Origin of the sequence: Bacteroides faecis (assembly GCF_020091505.1) — a bacterium.
Taxonomy (GTDB): domain Bacteria; phylum Bacteroidota; class Bacteroidia; order Bacteroidales; family Bacteroidaceae; genus Bacteroides; species Bacteroides faecis.
In genome coordinates, this window is record NZ_CP081916.1 from 5203379 (window position 1) to 5220463 (window position 17085).

The window sequence follows — 17085 nt, forward strand, 5'->3', positions numbered from 1 at the left end:
CCATCGATCATGAATAAGACAATTATTGCGGAACGTTTCTCAAAAGCCATCGCCACCTACCCCCGTGAAGCAAACGTACAACGGCAGATAGCAGACAAAATGATCCGTCTGCTTAAAAAATATATCCTCTCTCCCTGCCCGAAAGTGATTGAGTTTGGATGCGGCACAGGTGTTTATTCCCGAATGCTGCTCCGTACCCTTCGTCCGGAAGAGTTATTGCTGAACGATCTGTGTCCGGAAATGAGATATTGCTGCGAAGATTTATTAAAGGAGAAGCAAGTCTCTTTTCTTTCCGGAGATGCAGAAACGATTCCTTTTCCGGATAAAAGTACTTTAATTACTTCCTGTTCTGCTTTGCAATGGTTTGAGTCGCCGGAGAACTTTTTCAAAAGATGCAATACACTACTTCATAGTCAAGGTTATTTTGCTTTCAGCACTTTCGGGAAGAAGAATATGAAGGAAATACGTGAGCTTACCGGAACAGGTCTTCCCTATCGTTCAAAAGAAGAACTTGAAGCTGCCCTGTCTCCTCATTTTGATATACTGTACTCAGAAGAAGAGCTGATTCTCCTCTCTTTCGAAAATCCGATGAAGGTATTGTATCATCTGAAACAGACAGGTGTAAATAGTTTATCAGCACATTCTTCTTTCTATCCAAAGCAAAAGAGACAGGCTTGGACCCGTCGTGATCTACAGTATTTTTGCGAACGTTACACGCAAGAATTTACACAAGGCACTTCTGTGTCTTTGACATATCACCCTATTTATATCATAGCAAAAAAGAAAAAAGTATGAAACAGAATGTATATTTTGTAAGCGGCATCGATACTGATGCAGGAAAAAGTTATGCGACCGGCTACTTGGCACGTGAATGGAACCAACATGGCAAAAGGACAATTACCCAAAAGTTCATCCAAACCGGGAATGTGGGTCACTCCGAAGACATAGACCTCCATCGTCATATCATGGGAATCTCCTTCACTGAAGAAGACCGGGAAGGGCTTACCATGCCGGAGATATATTCTTACCCAGCTTCACCCCATCTGGCTTCCGAATTAGATAATCGACCTATCAACTTTGATAAAATCAAACGATCTACTGAAATACTGAGCGAACGATATGATTATGTCTTACTTGAAGGGGCAGGAGGTCTTATGGTCCCTCTGACTACGAAACTTTTAACGATTGATTATATCGCACAGGAGAAATATCCACTCATTTTCGTTACTTCCGGCAAACTGGGAAGCATCAATCATACACTTTTGAGCCTTGAAGCCATACAGAAACGGGGGATTGTTCTGGATACAGTACTTTATAATCTCTATCCAACAGTGGAAGATAAAACGATTCAAAATGATACAATGAACTTTATCCGGACTTGGCTGGAAAAATACTTTCCGGATACGAAGTTTTTATTAGTTCCTGAAATAAAAGAATAGATATTGTTTTGAGAAAAAGAAACTGGTATTTTTTAAGAAGGCTGATTCATTCTTCTTTATAGAATAGCAGTTTCTTTTTAAAATTTTCTGTCTCCGTATTCTACATGGTTAAATTTGAATATTTTCCCAGCGCTTTTTCCAATGCCTCCCGTGATACCGGTTTCGTAACAAAATCAGTGCAACCGGCCTCAAAAGCCTGCTCCTTATCGGTCTCAAAGGCATAAGCAGTCAGTGCTATGACAGGGATTTCCTTTGAATACGAACGAATGATACGGGTAGCCTCCAAACCATCCATACGAGGCATTTTGATATCCATCAGAATCAAATCCGGCTGATATCGTTTATACATTTCTACAGCTTCAAAACCATCTTTGGCCCACAGCAAAGTATACTCTTTCCCAATCATGTTTTTGACTAATACAAAATTACTGTCCACATCTTCAGCCACCAGAATCTTTTTGATTTTCTGCATTCTCTTTATAGTATGGCTGATATATTTCGTTTCAAAAGCATCGGAAAAAGTTATATGCTCATCCGAATTCTCCTTATACGGTATGGTGAAGAAGAAAGTCGACCCTTTCCCTGTTTCCGAAGTGACTCCAATCTCCCCTCCTATTTTTTCTATTATCATCCGGCAAATGGCGAGACCCAAGCCCGTACCCTGTGCAAAAGAATTCAATTTGACAAAACGGTCAAAGATATGATCCACTTTACTCGCCTCTATCCCGATGCCTGTATCCTTCACATAAACATGAATACAATGATTCTCTATTTTAAAGCCGAAGCGGATTTCACCTGCATAAGTAAATTTAGTGGCATTGGTTATAAAATTAGTAATAACCTGCATAATACGATTCCGATCTTCTTCAATAATCAGATCATCTTCTTTATTATCCAGAATAAGGGTAACTCCTTCTTGTACACGTCCTTTATGAATCTCATAAATATTGCGGCATACTTCCCCCAGATTCATGGGCTGTTTGACATATTCCAGCGTGCCCGCTTCTATTTTCGACAAGTCCAGAATATCATTGATTAGCTGCAACAATATCTCTGAATTCTGATTGATGATACGGGAATAAAGCTTCTCCTCCTCCACATTTTCGGCAGAAGGCAACAGATTAGAGAAACCTACAATCGCATTCAGAGGTGTCCGGATTTCATGACTCATATTTGCCAGAAAAGCAGTTTTCAGCCTGTCGGACTGCTCAGCCTTGATACGTGCCTTAATCAATTCCTGCTCGATATTCTGGAAATTAGTGATATCCCAGGATATGCCTATCAAAAGCGGTTCACGCCCTTCCATAGGTACGAGTGCTTTCAAAGTCTGCACGATACGAGTCTCTCCGGTAGCTGCCACATAGGTCTCCTGCATTTCGATTCGTTCATGCGTGCGAATCAGTTCCAGATCGTCTCTGCGAAATCTTTCGGCATCCGCACGTTCAGGAAAGATTTCAAAGTCCGTATGCCCGATGGCCCGGGATGTCGGAATCTTGGAATGTTCGGCAAAAGCTTTATTCCAATACAGATACTTGAAGTCATCTTCGGGATCTTTCACAAACAGATAAACCGGGATATTATTCAGAATGCCGTCCAACAATAGATTTAATTCCCGAAGGTCATCCCGTTTCTTGATGACATCTGTAATGTCCTGAGTAAAAAACCAAATAAGTTCCATATCGTCTTCTTTGGTCAAATAGGTAGAAACCTGATGCACCCTTTCTTTCTCTTCACCTTTACGCACATACACCGCGCGATACGAAAAACTGCCACCATTATCGCGTATATCTTTCAGCTTGGCTTCCCAAAGCTCCGGTGTACGCATGGAGACAGGCAGGTCATATATCTTTTGTGTGCCCATTTGCTGGGTGACACCATATTCTTCTATAAATTGTTTATTGGCATATACTAAAGTTCCATCACTCGATACGGCAAGAATACTATCACTAACCTTGTCGAGTACACTCTTAAACACCTCCAGCTGTCGCTGGGTAGCCACCCGCTCTGTGATATCACGACACATGATCAGTACATGTTCTTCATCCAACGGAAAGATACGGTTCTCGTAATAATGATGGGAGCCATTGAAATCCAGATCGTGATGCGCTGCCGAAACAGTTCTTGTAGCAATCACTTTCTGCATATTCGAGTGGATATTCTGATAGGCCTCCGGAGGTACCATGTCACACATACGCATTCCTTCAAAGTCCTTGTTGGATATTCCGACATGATTGGTTTCTTCATTGGAAACCACTTCAATTCCTACTTCGTCGTTGTTGAAAACGGTTAACATATCCGGTAAAGAATTCAAGATTCTGACAGCATACCTTTCCTGAAAACTGGCAGTACTTTCTTCTGTCTGTTTTTTCTGTTCAAGAGACAGAAGTTGTCGCTTCAGTTGCTCATTTTCTTTTCTGAGTAACTCTAATTCTTCTTTTAATGCTTCTTTTGTTTGTTCGCTATCCATAAGACATCAAGATGTAAATACGTACTTATCTGCCAAAAGTAAAGAAAAGTTTTGAGATAAGTACGTAAAACACCTTTATTTTTAAAAGAATCATTCAATCACCATAACCCGGTCATTCAAAGCGACCTTCATATTATCTTCTACAAAGACTTCTTTCACTACTCCGTCTGTGGTCGAACGAATTTCGTTTTCCATTTTCATTGCTACCAATACACAAAGCGGATCTCCACGTTTCACTGTATCCCCCTTCTTTACATATATCTTCAGGATGACTCCCGGCATCGGAGCCTGTACCACTTGTCGTCCCACAGCTTCCGCACCGGCACGGGCATTATGTATTTTCTCCATCTCTCCCTGTAACTCTATCTGATAAAGTTCTCCCTTATTCATAATCGTATAGGAATTATTGGAAGAAGGAGATATCTGCACTCCATGAGAGTGATGATCGATGATAATCGAATGAATAGAGTCGCCTCCCATATTGTAATCGACCTCGTATATCTTACCGTTGACCGCTATCTTCTTGATCGGTCCGTCTTCCAGAATCTCTACCTTATATTCACTATCCGGCATATCCAGAAGTTTGGCATAATAAGTCGCTAATGATGTACTCATATATTTATATTTTAATAGTTATTCGCAGTCATCTGCAACTTGCCGTAATATTTCCAGAGAGATTCACCTACAACAGGAAGCGTGGTTGCACGGGATGCAGCCTCCTTCTCCCTCTCATAATGTCTCACAGCGGCAGCAATCACGGCAACTGTCGGATCGGTATTCTGACAGCGTTTCAAATCTTCTTTATCAAAACGGGTGTCAATGAATGTCGTATCATATTTTCCTTCCAGAAAGGCTGCATTCTTCAACACACGCTGGTGGAAAGGAATCGTTGTCTTAATGCCCAGAATCTTATACTCACGCAAGGCACGCGCCATGTTGGAGATAGCAGATTCGCGGGTACGTCCCCAGCAACAGAGCTTGGCGATCATCGGGTCATAATGCAGGGAGACTTCAAATCCGGCATAGGCAGCGCTATCCAAACGGAGATTACGGCCTTCGGGAGCTTCACGAACAGTAATCACCCCGGGAGAAGGCATAAAATTATTCTCCGGGTCTTCCGCATAAATACGACATTCGATAGCAGCTCCGCTGAATTTAATATCTTCTTGTTTATATGGTAATGGATTGCCCGCAGCTACCATTATCATGTCACGTACCAAATCGACACCTGTACATTCCTCCGTCACAGGATGTTCTACCTGCAAACGGGTATTCATCTCCAGAAAATAGAAATTCTGATCCTTGTCCATCATAAATTCTAATGTTCCGGCACTATAATAACCGATTCGCTTACACGCCTCCACAGCTACCTTCAGCATTTTCTTACGGGTTTCTTCTTTCACAAACGGAGACGGAGATTCTTCAATCACTTTCTGGTTACGCCGTTGAATGGAACATTCGCGTTCGCCCAGATGGACCACATTACCGTATTTATCTCCCATAATCTGCACCTCAATATGGTGCGGATTCTCTATATATTTCTCTATATAAACCGCATCATTACCAAACGAAGTACCTGCTTCGGATTGGGACAAACGAAGGGCTGTTTCTACTTCTTCTTCGGTGCGGACCAGGCGCATTCCTTTTCCACCTCCTCCGGCAAGCGCTTTCAGCATGATGGGATAGCCCACTTCCTTGGCTACTTTTTTCACTTCTTCAATGCCTTGCACAGGAGCTTCGGTTCCGGGTACAATAGGCAGTCCTGCTTCACGCATTATTTTGCGTGCTTCAGTCTTGATTCCCATCTTAGCAATAATGTCGGCACCGGGACCGATAAATATTACTCCTTCTTCTTCACAACGGCGGGCAAAGTCGGCATTCTCTGATAAGAACCCATATCCCGGGTGAATAGCCGCACCGGTCTTCTTGGCAATGGAAAGTATCAACTCCGGTTTCAGATAAGAAGTATCCTCGGGCGAACCGGAGATGCAATAAGCCTCTTCTGCATAGCGGACATGCAAGGCTCCCCGATCTACATGTGTGTAAACAGCCACTGTCGAAATATTCATCACCCGGCATGTACGGAAGATGCGCATGGCTATTTCTCCACGATTGGCAACTAATATTTTCTTTATCATAACTTGTTTTTCTTAAAGTGGAATATTCGAGTGTTTCTTAGGTGGATTTGACTGACGTTTGTTGGCCAGCATTTCGAAGCTACGTATCAGACGTAAACGGGTCACGGCAGGATCAATCACTTCATCCACATATCCCAATTCCGCTGCACGGTAAGGATTCGCAAACTTTTCACGATAATCACTCTGAAGTTCTTTTCGCCTTTCTTCGGGAGTTTGTGACTTCTCGATGTCTTTCTTGAAAAGAATATTCACTGCTCCATCCGGTCCCATCACAGCGATTTCGGCAGTCGGGAAAGCCAGATTGACATCACCACGAATATGCTTGGAACTCATGACATCATAAGCACCTCCATAGGCCTTACGAGTGATAACAGTTACTTTCGGTACGGTGGCTTCGCAATAAGCATAAAGCAGTTTCGCACCATTACGAATGATACCGCCATATTCCTGATCAACTCCCGGAAGGAATCCCGGCACATCGACCAGAGTCAGAAGAGGTATATTAAAAGCATCACAGAAACGGACAAAACGGGCGGCTTTTATAGAAGCGTTGATATCCAGTGTCCCTGCCAGCACCAGCGGCTGATTGGCCACTACACCAATCGTCTTTCCGTTCAGACGGATATATCCGGTAACGATATTCGCAGCAAATTCAGACTGAAGTTCAAAGAAGTTGTTATCGTCGGCAATTGCTTCTATCATCTCCTTTATATTATAGGGCTGATTTGGATTGGCAGGCACCAAGTCAGAAAGTTCCGGTATCAGGCGAGTCAGCGAATCATTAGTAACAACGAAAGGTGGCTCTTCCATATTGTTTCCCGGCAGATAGGAAATAAGTTCACGGATGTAATTGATACATTCGATATCATTCTCAGCAGACAGATGCGCCACACCCGATTTTGTCATGTGGATACCTACCCCGCCTAACTCTTCTTTACTTACTTCTTCCTGTGTCACACTCTTTACTACATCGGGACCGGTGATAAACATATAACCGGAATTTTTTACCATCAGAATAAAATCGGTCAACGCGGGAGAATAAACAGCGCCACCGGCACACGGCCCCATAATAGCACTGATCTGGGGAATTACTCCCGAAGCCATGGAATTGCGCAGGAAAATCTCTGCATATCCTGCCAATGAACGGACTCCTTCCTGAATACGGGCACCGCCGGAGTCATTCAGTCCGATAATGGGAGCCCCCATTTGCATTGCCATATCCATCACTTTACAGATTTTCTTGGCATGTGTCTCCGAGAGAGCTCCGCCAAACACAGTGAAATCCTGTGCAAAAACATAGACCAGCCGTTTGCCGATCATTCCGTAACCGGTCACCACCCCGTCACCGGAAAATTTCTGTTTCTCCATACCGAAATCGGTACACCGATGAGTTACCAGTTTATCAAGTTCGATAAACGATCCTTTCTCCAAAAGTAAATCAATGCGTTCACGGGCGGTCAGCTTGCCCACAGAGTGCTGTTTTTCGATCCGGGCGTCTCCACCACCCTTTTCAGCTTTCCTGTTCAGTTCTTCCAGGTTCTTGATAAGCTCTTTCATAGGCTGTTTGTATAAATGTTATGTGTAAAAATAAGCAGTAATAAATTAAATTGTTGTCATATTGATTACACAAAGGTCTTTTTATATAGTAAACGTATCATTTACTGAATTTGTTAGCATTTATGCCCTTAAACATCTTTATGGCGGATGCGGCTTATTATTATTTTTTTTCGGGTTTCCACAACAAAGTCACACAATCATGTGTTTATCGCATATCATTTTAATAAAACCTAGACCCTAACAAAAATGAGAACAATTAAATTTTTATTAGCAGCCGGTTTCCTGCTCGTATTGGGTACAAGCGTGCATGCCCAAGTACAACGGAATGAAACCTATCTACCCAAATTCGCCATCAAGACTAATGCCCTTTATTGGGCAACCACCACTCCTAATCTGGGATTCGAAGTCGGGCTGGCAAAGAAAATCACTTTTGATGTATCCGGTAACTATAATCCGTGGAAATTTGGCGACGACCGCCAGATCAAACACTGGCTCGTTCAACCGGAATTGCGCTACTGGCTCTGCGAACGTTTCAACGGAAGCTTCTTCGGCCTGCACGGACATTATGGAGAAATGAATGTCAGCAATCTGAATATATTCGGAATGGGACATGACCGTTATGACGGCAGTCTGTATGGAGTCGGTATCTCTTACGGATACCAATGGATTATCAGTAAACGCTGGAGCATGGAAGCAACCATCGGCGTTGGCTACGCCCGCCTGAAATATGATAAATATGCCCGTGGAGACGGAGGTGAAAAACTCGGGCACAATAGCCGCAATTATTTCGGTCCGACCAAAATCGGCCTCAGTTTCATTTATGTCATCAAATAATCGAACTTTCTAAAACTTACAATGATGAAAAGAAAATTTATCTATCTATTTATAGCTCTTGCAGCCACCATACTTCCGACTCATGCACAGAAATTTCTGAATGATGCGCTCACACTTTCGAATGTATCTTTATGGCAACAAGGAAACTCTCTTTATGTCGGCATGACGGTTGATATGAAAGACCTGACTATAGGCTCGGCACGCAGTTTAAGCCTTATCCCCCTACTGACGGACGGACAGCATAATGTTCCGCTTCAAGAAATTATTGTCAATGGGAAAAGACGTGAAAAAGCATACATCCGTGGATTGGCAATCAGCAAAGAGGAACCTACCGCTATCATTGTTCCTTATAACAAAAGAGAAACATTTAATTATACGCAAGTCATACCTTACCAACCGTGGATGGCAAACGCTTCTTTACAACTTGTTGAGAATCTATGCGGATGCGGCAATTATCAGGAAATGAATGCACAGGAACTGATAACCAATGACGTATCAACCGAAGCCAAACGATTGAGTGCCATGTCGCCTATTGTGGCTTATATTCAGCCTACAATAGAGGTGGTAAAAAACCGTAGCGAACAATATGAAGCGCATCTGGATTTCCCTGTCAATAAATCTGTTATCCTTACTGACTTCATGAACAACCACTCCGAACTGGTGAACATTCATTCTATGTTTGACAAAATTCAGAATGACAAGAATCTGACTGTACAAAGTATCAGCATTGAAGGATTTGCTTCTCCCGAAGGACCACTGGCCTTCAACGAACAGCTATCCAAAAAACGTGCGGAAGCTCTGAAAGATTATCTCGTTAAGAAGGAAAAGGTACCCGCCAAACTGTATAAGGTGACTTTTGGCGGTGAAAACTGGGATGGACTAGTGAAAGCACTCGAATCTTCTTCTATGAAGGATAAAGAAACATTCCTGAATATTATCAAAAATACTACGAACGATGTGAAACGCAAACAGGAAATCATGAAAGTAGGCGGGGGAGCTCCTTATCGCACCATGCTGAAAGAAATTTATCCGGGATTGCGTAAAGTGAATTGCAAGATTGACTATACAGTAGTTAACTTCGATGTAGAACAAGGACGTATCATCATCCGGGAAAATCCGAAATATCTGAGTCTGAATGAGATGTACCAGGTCGCCAATAGTTATCCGAAAGGCAGCAAAGACTTTGTAGATGTATTTGATATTGCTGTACGCATGTATCCGACCGATGCAGTAGCCAATCTGAATGCAGCAGCTGTCGCCCTTTCACAGAAAGATATCAATACCGCATTAAAATATATGGAAAAAGCAGACCATACCACTGCTGAGTTCCTCAACAATACGGGAGTGTATAATTTCTTAAATGGAGACATCCAACGTGCTATGGCAGCATTCGAACAAGCTGCCAAACTAGGAAATGAAGCTGCCCAAGCCAATTTAAAGCAGTTGCAACAAATCATGAATATGAAAATGAGCAAGTAGCAAAAGAGTTCGCATTAAAAACAAATAAAAAACGGGTTGTCTGGTCGACAATCCGTTTTTTGTATAAAATGATTAGTCATTCATCCATCAAAACCGCATTTTGTTTTGTTATATAGATATTCACCAGGAGTTGACTATTTAAAATTTAGAATTATGACACTAATCCTTGCTATTATTCCGGTATTGCTATTGATTGTATTGATGGCGTTCTTCAAAATGTCCGGAGACAAAAGTAGTATTATCTCGTTAATTGTAACTATGTTAATCGCTCTTTTCGGCTTTGCTTTTTCCGTAGATAACCTGTTTTATTCCTTTTTATATGGAGCGCTAAAAGCAGTCTCTCCTATTTTAATCATTATCCTGATGGCTATTTTCAGTTACAACGTATTGCTGAAAACAGAAAAAATGGAGATCATCAAACAGCAGTTCACTTCTATCTCTACAGACAAAAGCATTCAGGTGTTATTACTGACATGGGGATTCGGAGGATTACTGGAGGCGATGGCAGGATTCGGAACGGCGGTTGCCATCCCGGCAGCGATTCTTATCAGTCTGGGATTTAAGCCGATATTCTCGGCTACAGTCAGCCTGATAGCCAACAGCGTAGCAACAGCTTTCGGAGCAATCGGAACTCCGGTATTAGTATTGGCAAAGGAAACAAATCTGGACGTACTGCATCTTAGTACCAATGTCGTATTGCAATTATCAGTACTTATGTTCCTTATTCCTTTAGTTTTGCTTTTCCTCACTAATCCTAAATTAAAGGCTCTTCCTAAGAATATATTTCTGGCTTTATTAGTCGGAGGTGTTTCTCTGGCCGGACAATATCTGGCTGCCAGATACATGGGAGCAGAGTCACCTGCCATCATCGGAAGTATTCTTTCGATCATTGTCATTGTCCTCTATGGGAAGCTGACTGCGTCCAAAGAAGAAAAAGAACGAAAAAGTACGCTGAGAACCAAAGACATACTCAATGCATGGAGCATCTATTTACTGATTTTATTCCTGATTATCCTCACCAGTCCGCTTTTCCCGGAATTGAGAAGTACATTAGAAAATAACTGGATTACAAGAATCAGCTTGCCTATCAATGCTTCCACTGTGAACTATACTATCTCTTGGCTGACTCATGCAGGTGTACTACTTTTCCTTGGTACTTTTATCGGCGGCTTAATACAGGGAGCGAAAGTTAAAGAACTGTTCATTGTACTTTGGAATACCGTAAAACAATTGAAGAAAACCTTCATTACAGTAATTTGTCTCGTCGGGTTATCCACCATTATGGATGCTTCGGGAATGATTGCTATTATTGCTTCGGCGTTGGCTACCGCCACCGGAAGTTTGTATCCGCTGTTTGCTCCGGTCATCGGATGTTTAGGAACCTTTATCACGGGAAGTGATACATCATCCAACATCCTTTTCGGAAAATTACAGGCCAGTGTCGCCGGACAGATCCATGTCAGTCCGGACTGGTTATCAGCTGCAAATACAGTAGGTGCTACAGGTGGTAAAATTATTTCTCCGCAAAGTATTGCTATCGCAACTTCTGCCGGAAACCAACAAGGAAAGGAAGGAGAAATTCTAAAAGCCGCTATCCCGTATGCACTGGCTTATGTGGTAATTACCGGAATTATCGTTTATATCTTCAGTTAATCTCCTGAAAATGAGAACAGAATTATAGTGACGCTATCCTGTTGATATAGTGACGCTATCCTATATACATAGTGACGCTATAACAACAGGATAGCGTCACCATGTTTGAATGCCCTATTTTAGAGCGACCAAAACAATGCTAATTTTCATCCCTTCCAAAGAATAAAAGACAAATTTTAGCGTTCAGTAACTGTCTGTGGGAAATTTAGCCAAGTGTTCCAGCCAAATTGCCATTTCTCAAGTGCTACAATCACCCTATCTTTGCATCAGAAATAACAAATAGAAAGAAAAAGAATATGAAACTAATAAAAAACTTAATGAGTGCTTTCGCTATTGTACTGGCAAGCACAGCTTGCGCAGGAAACAGCGGAGAAAATAAAAAGAGTAACGAACCAACAAAGGAGGAAAATAAAATGGAAGTAGTATCATTAAATAAAGCCGATTTCTTGAAGAAAGTATATAACTATGAAGCCAACCCGAAAGAGTGGAAGTTTGAAGGAAGCAGACCTGCAATCGTTGATTTTTACGCAACCTGGTGCGGTCCGTGTAAAGCACTTCACCCCGTTCTCGAAGAACTTAGCAAGGAGTACAGTGGTAAAGTAGATATCTATCAGATCGATGTAGATAAAGAAAAGGAATTGGCTGCCGCATTCGGCATCCGCAGTATTCCAACCCTGCTGATGATCCCTATGAAGGAAGAGCCGAGAATTTCACAAGGAGCGCTGCCGAAAGACCAACTAAAAAAAGCAATTGACGAATTTCTTTTAAAACAGAACAACGAAGCTAAATAAACTAACTTCAACTTTTTTCTTGATAAGTAGTTGCCCTCTATTAGTACTTTAAGGTTAATAGAGGGCTAATTGTATATAAACCACTCTTATGTTTTCCGATATGGTATCAGATTGAAGAACAACAGATATATCTGACAGAAAAAAGGTAATATTGTGTATATCAAAGCGATACAAGATTCGAATATTTTACATACATTTGTTCAGGAATCAATATAATACATTTATGAAATCGATTATTACCTCCATCTTTGTCTTGCTTTTAGCTGTTTCCACATCAGCACAGAAACCGCTTCCAACAGAGCAGATTTCCACTATTCCACATAACTTACTAATACACAATCAGCCTGTTGATTACAAAATAAAAGGAAACTCAATCAGTATGACCGCCAGCAGGAAGACTAACCTTTTCAATAGTCCTTCCGGCAAGCCCAAAGTGGTAAATGCTCCGCTTATACTCTTTGAACCGGAAGCGAATTTCACTATTAGTGCCAAAGTAACAGGCAAACTAAAAGCTGTTTATGATGTGGCGGCACTTGTTGTCTATCAGGATGACGAGACTTGGGCCAAGTTCTGTTACGAGAACTCTGTCAATCTTATGCCGACAATTGTATCTGTTGTGACTCGTACGTTTTCAGATGACTGTAATTCAATGCCAGCCGGTGACTATGCGTATATGGCAATCGTAAAGAGAGGCTCTGAGTACTCATTTTTTTATTCCCCGGACAATAAAAACTGGTCTATGGTACGAAACTTCAACCTCAATACTACTGGTAAATTAAAGTAGGGTTTGCTGTACACGGATCGCGTGGGAACGGATTTACCGGGGATTTTAGTGAAATAAAATATCTGCCGAGAGCACTTGATGATATGAGGACATTGCCAGAGGAATAAAAAATGATATACCCAAAATTTAAGCTAATCATAAAATGAAAACCAAACGCACAAGAAGTTCCTTTCGTTCGATGAGTTCGAAGATACACACGTTAGCAAACGAGAAAGACGTTTTCCTACTGACACATACGATTCCCCATAGTCTGAGATTTCCCCACTGCGATGCGGTGATGCATCACGGAGGGGCAGGCACAACACATAGTGTAGCTCGCACCGGCAAACCACAGGTGATCATGCCGCTTATCATCGACCAGCCTTATTGGACCTATCGTGTACAGCAATTAAAGATAGGACCGGAACGAATTAAAATAGGTAAAGATTCCGACAGGGAATTAAAAGAAAAGATATACGATTTAGTGGCTAATCCTGTATATAAAAAGAATGCAGGAGAGTTAGGCGAAAAGATTCGTTCCGAACAATCTACAGACAATTTTTGTGACTTTACAGAATCAATAGTGTCTGAAAATCAATAGCCGGTAAAAAAAATGCTTCACAAACTATTTATACCTATTTTCCGTTATAATAATAAAAGAGTTGCTATTCTCGGAAATATCCGAAGGAAAATAAAAAAACAGTATCATTTTATGCAGGAATCTACCGACAAATTCAAGAATGAGGAGTTAATACTCCGCGATTATCTGGCTATTGAAAGAACAAAGTTGGCCAATGTACGAACCTTGTTCTCTTATATCCGTACTTCACTCTATCTTCTTACTGCCGGAATCGGAATATTTCAGATCGAAAGTATATCCCGTCTGGACGGTCTCGCATGGGTATGTGTCGCAACCGGAGTTATCTTGTTCATTCTGGGCTTCATCCGTTATTTTCAAATGGGTAAACAATTGAAGGGGTATGTAAAACAGTCCCATTGTGATTAGGATACCTGGTTGCAGTGTAAAACATCACATGAAATATCACCATCTTTGTTGCTTCATCACGAAGCCTTCAAAGAAATCATCCCGATAACTATTTCCAATTGCAATCTCGTACGATTTGATAAATATATCATTGTTATCAAACGAATTGATATGGGCTGTATTGACTATATACGACTTATTGACCCGTAAAAAAGACTCCTTCGGTAATAAATCAAAAACGGCTTTCAGACTCATACGGGTAATGATACGTTGTTCGCCTAATTGCAAGATCACATAATCTTTCAATCCTTCGACAAAGAGGATATCAGAGAAGTTGACTTTGAAATACCTGCGTTCCGCCTTTACAAAGAAATATTCGGCAGCCGCAATCGTTTCAATCGCTTCCTTTTCCTCTTGCAACAATAAGGAATGATAAGACTGCGCTTTCTCAATCGCTTTCTGAAAGCGTTCCGCCTCCACCGGCTTTATCAGATAATCAATCGCATCCACCTCATAACTATCTAATGCGTATTCTGTATAAGCGGTAGTGAAGATTACCAATGTTCGTTTGGAGATAGTTCGGGCAAACTCAATTCCCGTAATACCCGGCATCTGAATATCCAGAAATACAAGGTCTACTACATGCTGCTCCATAAAGTCAGAAGCTGTGGCAGCACTATTAAAGCTTCCCACCAACTGAAGACATTCCGCCTCCTCTATCAGTAATTTCATTGCCTCACGTGCCAATGGTTCATCATCTACAATAATACAATTCATAGCGTTATACATAAAATTACAATATACCGATTTTCATTCTCTATCTGTTCCAGTTCATAACGATCGGGATATAACAGCCCCAATCTACGCTGAATATTTGCCAGCCCAATACCTCCTACCTTGTTACTGACAGCAACCGCCAGCGTGGAATTTTCACAACGAAATTCCAACCGATTTTCTTCTACCTTAAAAGAAAGATGTACGGACGAAGGATGCTCACTATCAAAACTATGTTTCACCGCATTCTCCACAAACGGAATAAACAATAACGGCTGAATCCAAATGGAGTCAATGTCTCCCTCCTGCTCCACTGTAAACTGAAAATGATCCCTACGTATTTTTTCCAGATTCAGATAGTCATTCAGAAAACGAATATCCGAAGCTAAAGAGACCCTTTCGCGCGAACTGTCATTAATCTGATACCGCAGTAAATCTTCCAGCTTAAAAAGAACTTTGGAAGCCTCTTCCGGATTCCTCTTAATCAGCACATTGGCATTATTCAGCATATTGAACAGGAAGTGCGGGTTTATCTGATTTTTAAGGAACTTCAGTTCAGATTGCAAAGTGGTAGATTCAAGTTTATCAATACGCAGATTATAACGCAGCCAATGAGTGAACAATGAAATTGCCGCCGAACCTGCGGTAACAAACCCCATAGTAAGTATGCCCGAAAAGGCATTGATGAAAGTAGCAAATCCATCGGGGTTCCTGACAGGCAAAATAACCTCAAAAAGCAATCCTTGCGTAACTGAAAGAAAAGTGATTACCACCAGATTGGTGATGATAGCTGCCAAAACATAACTACCCAAACGATTCTTTAATAAAAAACGGGGAACCAGCACGTGCAGGTTCGTATAAATCACCGCATCCATAGACAAGAAATATGCCAGACACCCTCCCAAGCGTCGCCAGAAAGAGACAGTCTGCAAAGGCTCGTACCAAAAGACATTGATGGTAATCAGCAAAACAACCAGTTGCAACAGGATATGCCTGTATATTCTGTAATGAGAGCTTATCAGAAAAGCGGTCACACCTCTGTCATCCATAGTTCCATCATACGGATTTCTATCAACCGTACTTCTATCTTCTATATTTATTATCATTGTTCACCTCCATTCAATTCCAGTCTTATACATTCAGTAGTTAACAACAATCCGTAACGGTCACCATACAATAAGTCCAGCCTTTGCCTGATTCGTTCCAGCCCTCTGTCTTCAGAGAGATTAAGTTGCGGACACATGCAAATGAATACAATCATGCCTTTTTCAACTTTCAGATGAATACTCAGAGAAACAGGAAGAACGATCTGCTGTTCGTGCATCAGCTTCATAATATGCTGTACGAAAGGAATAAAAAGCAAAGGTGGAACCAACATCCGGTTTACCTCCCCTTCCGAAATAAATTGATAGCTGAATTGCGGCCGGGAACTCTGTTCCAATGTCAGATAATTTGTAAGGAAAGCAACTTCACCGCTAAGTAATACTTTGTGCCTGCTGCAATCGTATAACTGATAACGTAGTAACTGGCTCAATTTCATCAACATCTTCGAAGCCTTTTCCGGTTCAGTCAATGTCAGTTCTCCCGAATGATGCAAAGTTTTGAAAAGAAGTTCGGGACTGACCTGCTCTTTCAGCTGCTCTACTTCAGAAAGTGCATGTGCCTTTTCCATCTGTGAAACACGTCGGTTTTCTATCATCCATTCTTTCAGGAGCACAGTCATCGTTCCCCCTATCATACAAAGCGTTGACAGCATAAAAGAAGATATGTAGTCCATCAGCATGGGAACCGAGAAATACGATCCCCGTGCATGAAGCTGTGGCCAATAGGAATAAGCCAGATATTCTATAATCATCTGTATCAACAGTGCAACGATCATTGCCACAGACAATAATGATAAATACACCATATAATGCCTTTTCAACAAATATCTTGAGAATAACCAAAAAAGATTCAGGCAGATAACACCCACATAAGTAAGCAAGTATATAAAAGTGAACACATAAATCCATCCCCCCAATATATCCCGGTAGTCCATAAAAATGATGAACACCTGATTGAAAGAGATAGTGCCCAGCACCATGACAAGTATCAGATACCGTATCCATCGAAATTCAGGACTAACAAGTAATCTATATAAAATAGCAGATTCGTTGCCTGCTGTAGCTGTTTCAGTTGCCATATGCTTCATTGGGTACGAAGATA

Annotated in this window: 16 protein-coding genes; 9 read left to right on the forward strand and 7 right to left on the reverse strand. The window is 41.5% G+C overall.

Annotation, left to right across the window (positions count from 1 at the left end):
* The first annotated feature begins 9 nt into the window (after positions 1 to 9).
* The gene (gene bioC / locus K6V30_RS20520) at positions 10 to 795 is read left to right on the forward strand and encodes a malonyl-ACP O-methyltransferase BioC (RefSeq protein WP_010538704.1); all 786 of its coding nucleotides are present in this window, start codon (positions 10 to 12) and stop codon (positions 793 to 795) included.
* Positions 792 to 1439 carry a dethiobiotin synthase gene (bioD, locus tag K6V30_RS20525; protein WP_055269007.1) on the forward strand — a complete coding sequence of 216 codons (648 nt, stop codon included), beginning with the start codon at positions 792 to 794 and terminating at the stop codon, positions 1437 to 1439. The genes bioC and bioD overlap by 4 nt, the downstream gene beginning before the upstream one ends.
* 100 nt (positions 1440 to 1539) lie before the next feature.
* On the opposite strand, the gene K6V30_RS20530 is transcribed toward bioD, so the two are convergent.
* The 4 genes from K6V30_RS20530 to K6V30_RS20545 all read right to left on the reverse strand — a co-directional run bounded on the left by K6V30_RS20530 (position 1540) and on the right by K6V30_RS20545 (position 7601).
* Positions 1540 to 3906 carry a PAS domain-containing protein gene (locus K6V30_RS20530; protein ID WP_055269008.1) on the reverse strand — a complete coding sequence of 789 codons (2367 nt, stop codon included), beginning with the start codon at positions 3904 to 3906 and terminating at the stop codon, positions 1540 to 1542.
* 90 nt (positions 3907 to 3996) lie between these two features.
* Entirely contained in the window at positions 3997 to 4521 is a 525-nt protein-coding gene (locus K6V30_RS20535) for a biotin/lipoyl-containing protein (RefSeq protein WP_010538707.1), read from the reverse strand.
* A gap of 11 nt (positions 4522 to 4532) precedes the next feature.
* Positions 4533 to 6044 (reverse strand): acetyl-CoA carboxylase biotin carboxylase subunit, encoded by a 1512-nt coding sequence (gene accC / locus K6V30_RS20540; RefSeq protein ID WP_055269009.1) that lies wholly within the window; start codon positions 6042 to 6044, stop codon positions 4533 to 4535.
* Positions 6045 to 6056: 12 nt separating this feature from the next.
* Entirely contained in the window at positions 6057 to 7601 is a 1545-nt protein-coding gene (locus K6V30_RS20545) for an acyl-CoA carboxylase subunit beta (RefSeq protein WP_010538709.1), read from the reverse strand.
* 246 nt (positions 7602 to 7847) lie between these two features.
* Between K6V30_RS20545 and K6V30_RS20550 the strand changes: the two genes are divergently transcribed.
* From K6V30_RS20550 to K6V30_RS20580, 7 genes are all read left to right on the forward strand, one after another.
* Entirely contained in the window at positions 7848 to 8435 is a 588-nt protein-coding gene (locus K6V30_RS20550) for a DUF3575 domain-containing protein (protein WP_055269010.1), read from the forward strand.
* Positions 8436 to 8459: 24 nt separating this feature from the next.
* Positions 8460 to 9914, forward strand: coding sequence for a DUF3868 domain-containing protein (locus tag K6V30_RS20555; protein WP_055269038.1), 1455 nt, complete (start codon positions 8460 to 8462; stop codon positions 9912 to 9914).
* Between the two features lie 153 nt (positions 9915 to 10067).
* Positions 10068 to 11567: an L-lactate permease gene (locus K6V30_RS20560; protein ID WP_010538712.1), complete on the forward strand. Its 1500-nt coding sequence runs from the start codon at positions 10068 to 10070 to the stop codon at positions 11565 to 11567.
* Between the two features lie 296 nt (positions 11568 to 11863).
* Positions 11864 to 12358: a thioredoxin gene (gene trxA / locus K6V30_RS20565; RefSeq protein ID WP_029425622.1), complete on the forward strand. Its 495-nt coding sequence runs from the start codon at positions 11864 to 11866 to the stop codon at positions 12356 to 12358.
* Positions 12359 to 12581: 223 nt separating this feature from the next.
* Complete coding sequence (locus K6V30_RS20570) at positions 12582 to 13142, forward strand: DUF1349 domain-containing protein (RefSeq protein WP_224207193.1); 561 nt, start codon at positions 12582 to 12584, stop codon at positions 13140 to 13142.
* Between the two features lie 142 nt (positions 13143 to 13284).
* The gene (locus K6V30_RS20575; RefSeq protein ID WP_224207194.1) at positions 13285 to 13722 is read left to right on the forward strand and encodes a glycosyltransferase; all 438 of its coding nucleotides are present in this window, start codon (positions 13285 to 13287) and stop codon (positions 13720 to 13722) included.
* A gap of 111 nt (positions 13723 to 13833) precedes the next feature.
* Entirely contained in the window at positions 13834 to 14127 is a 294-nt protein-coding gene (locus K6V30_RS20580; RefSeq protein WP_022301824.1) for a YidH family protein, read from the forward strand.
* 36 nt (positions 14128 to 14163) lie between these two features.
* Here K6V30_RS20580 and K6V30_RS20585 read toward each other — a convergent pair whose 3' ends face one another.
* Genes K6V30_RS20585 through K6V30_RS20595 form a run of 3 tightly spaced genes read right to left on the reverse strand, consistent with a single transcriptional unit; the run spans position 14164 to position 17062 of the window.
* The gene (locus K6V30_RS20585; RefSeq protein WP_022301823.1) at positions 14164 to 14883 is read right to left on the reverse strand and encodes a LytR/AlgR family response regulator transcription factor; all 720 of its coding nucleotides are present in this window, start codon (positions 14881 to 14883) and stop codon (positions 14164 to 14166) included.
* Positions 14880 to 15929, reverse strand: coding sequence for a sensor histidine kinase (locus tag K6V30_RS20590; RefSeq protein WP_168166747.1), 1050 nt, complete (start codon positions 15927 to 15929; stop codon positions 14880 to 14882). Before K6V30_RS20590 ends, K6V30_RS20585 begins: the two co-directional genes overlap by 4 nt.
* 53 nt (positions 15930 to 15982) lie before the next feature.
* Positions 15983 to 17062, reverse strand: coding sequence for a sensor histidine kinase (locus tag K6V30_RS20595; RefSeq protein WP_055269039.1), 1080 nt, complete (start codon positions 17060 to 17062; stop codon positions 15983 to 15985).
* Positions 17063 to 17085 lie beyond the last annotated feature (23 nt).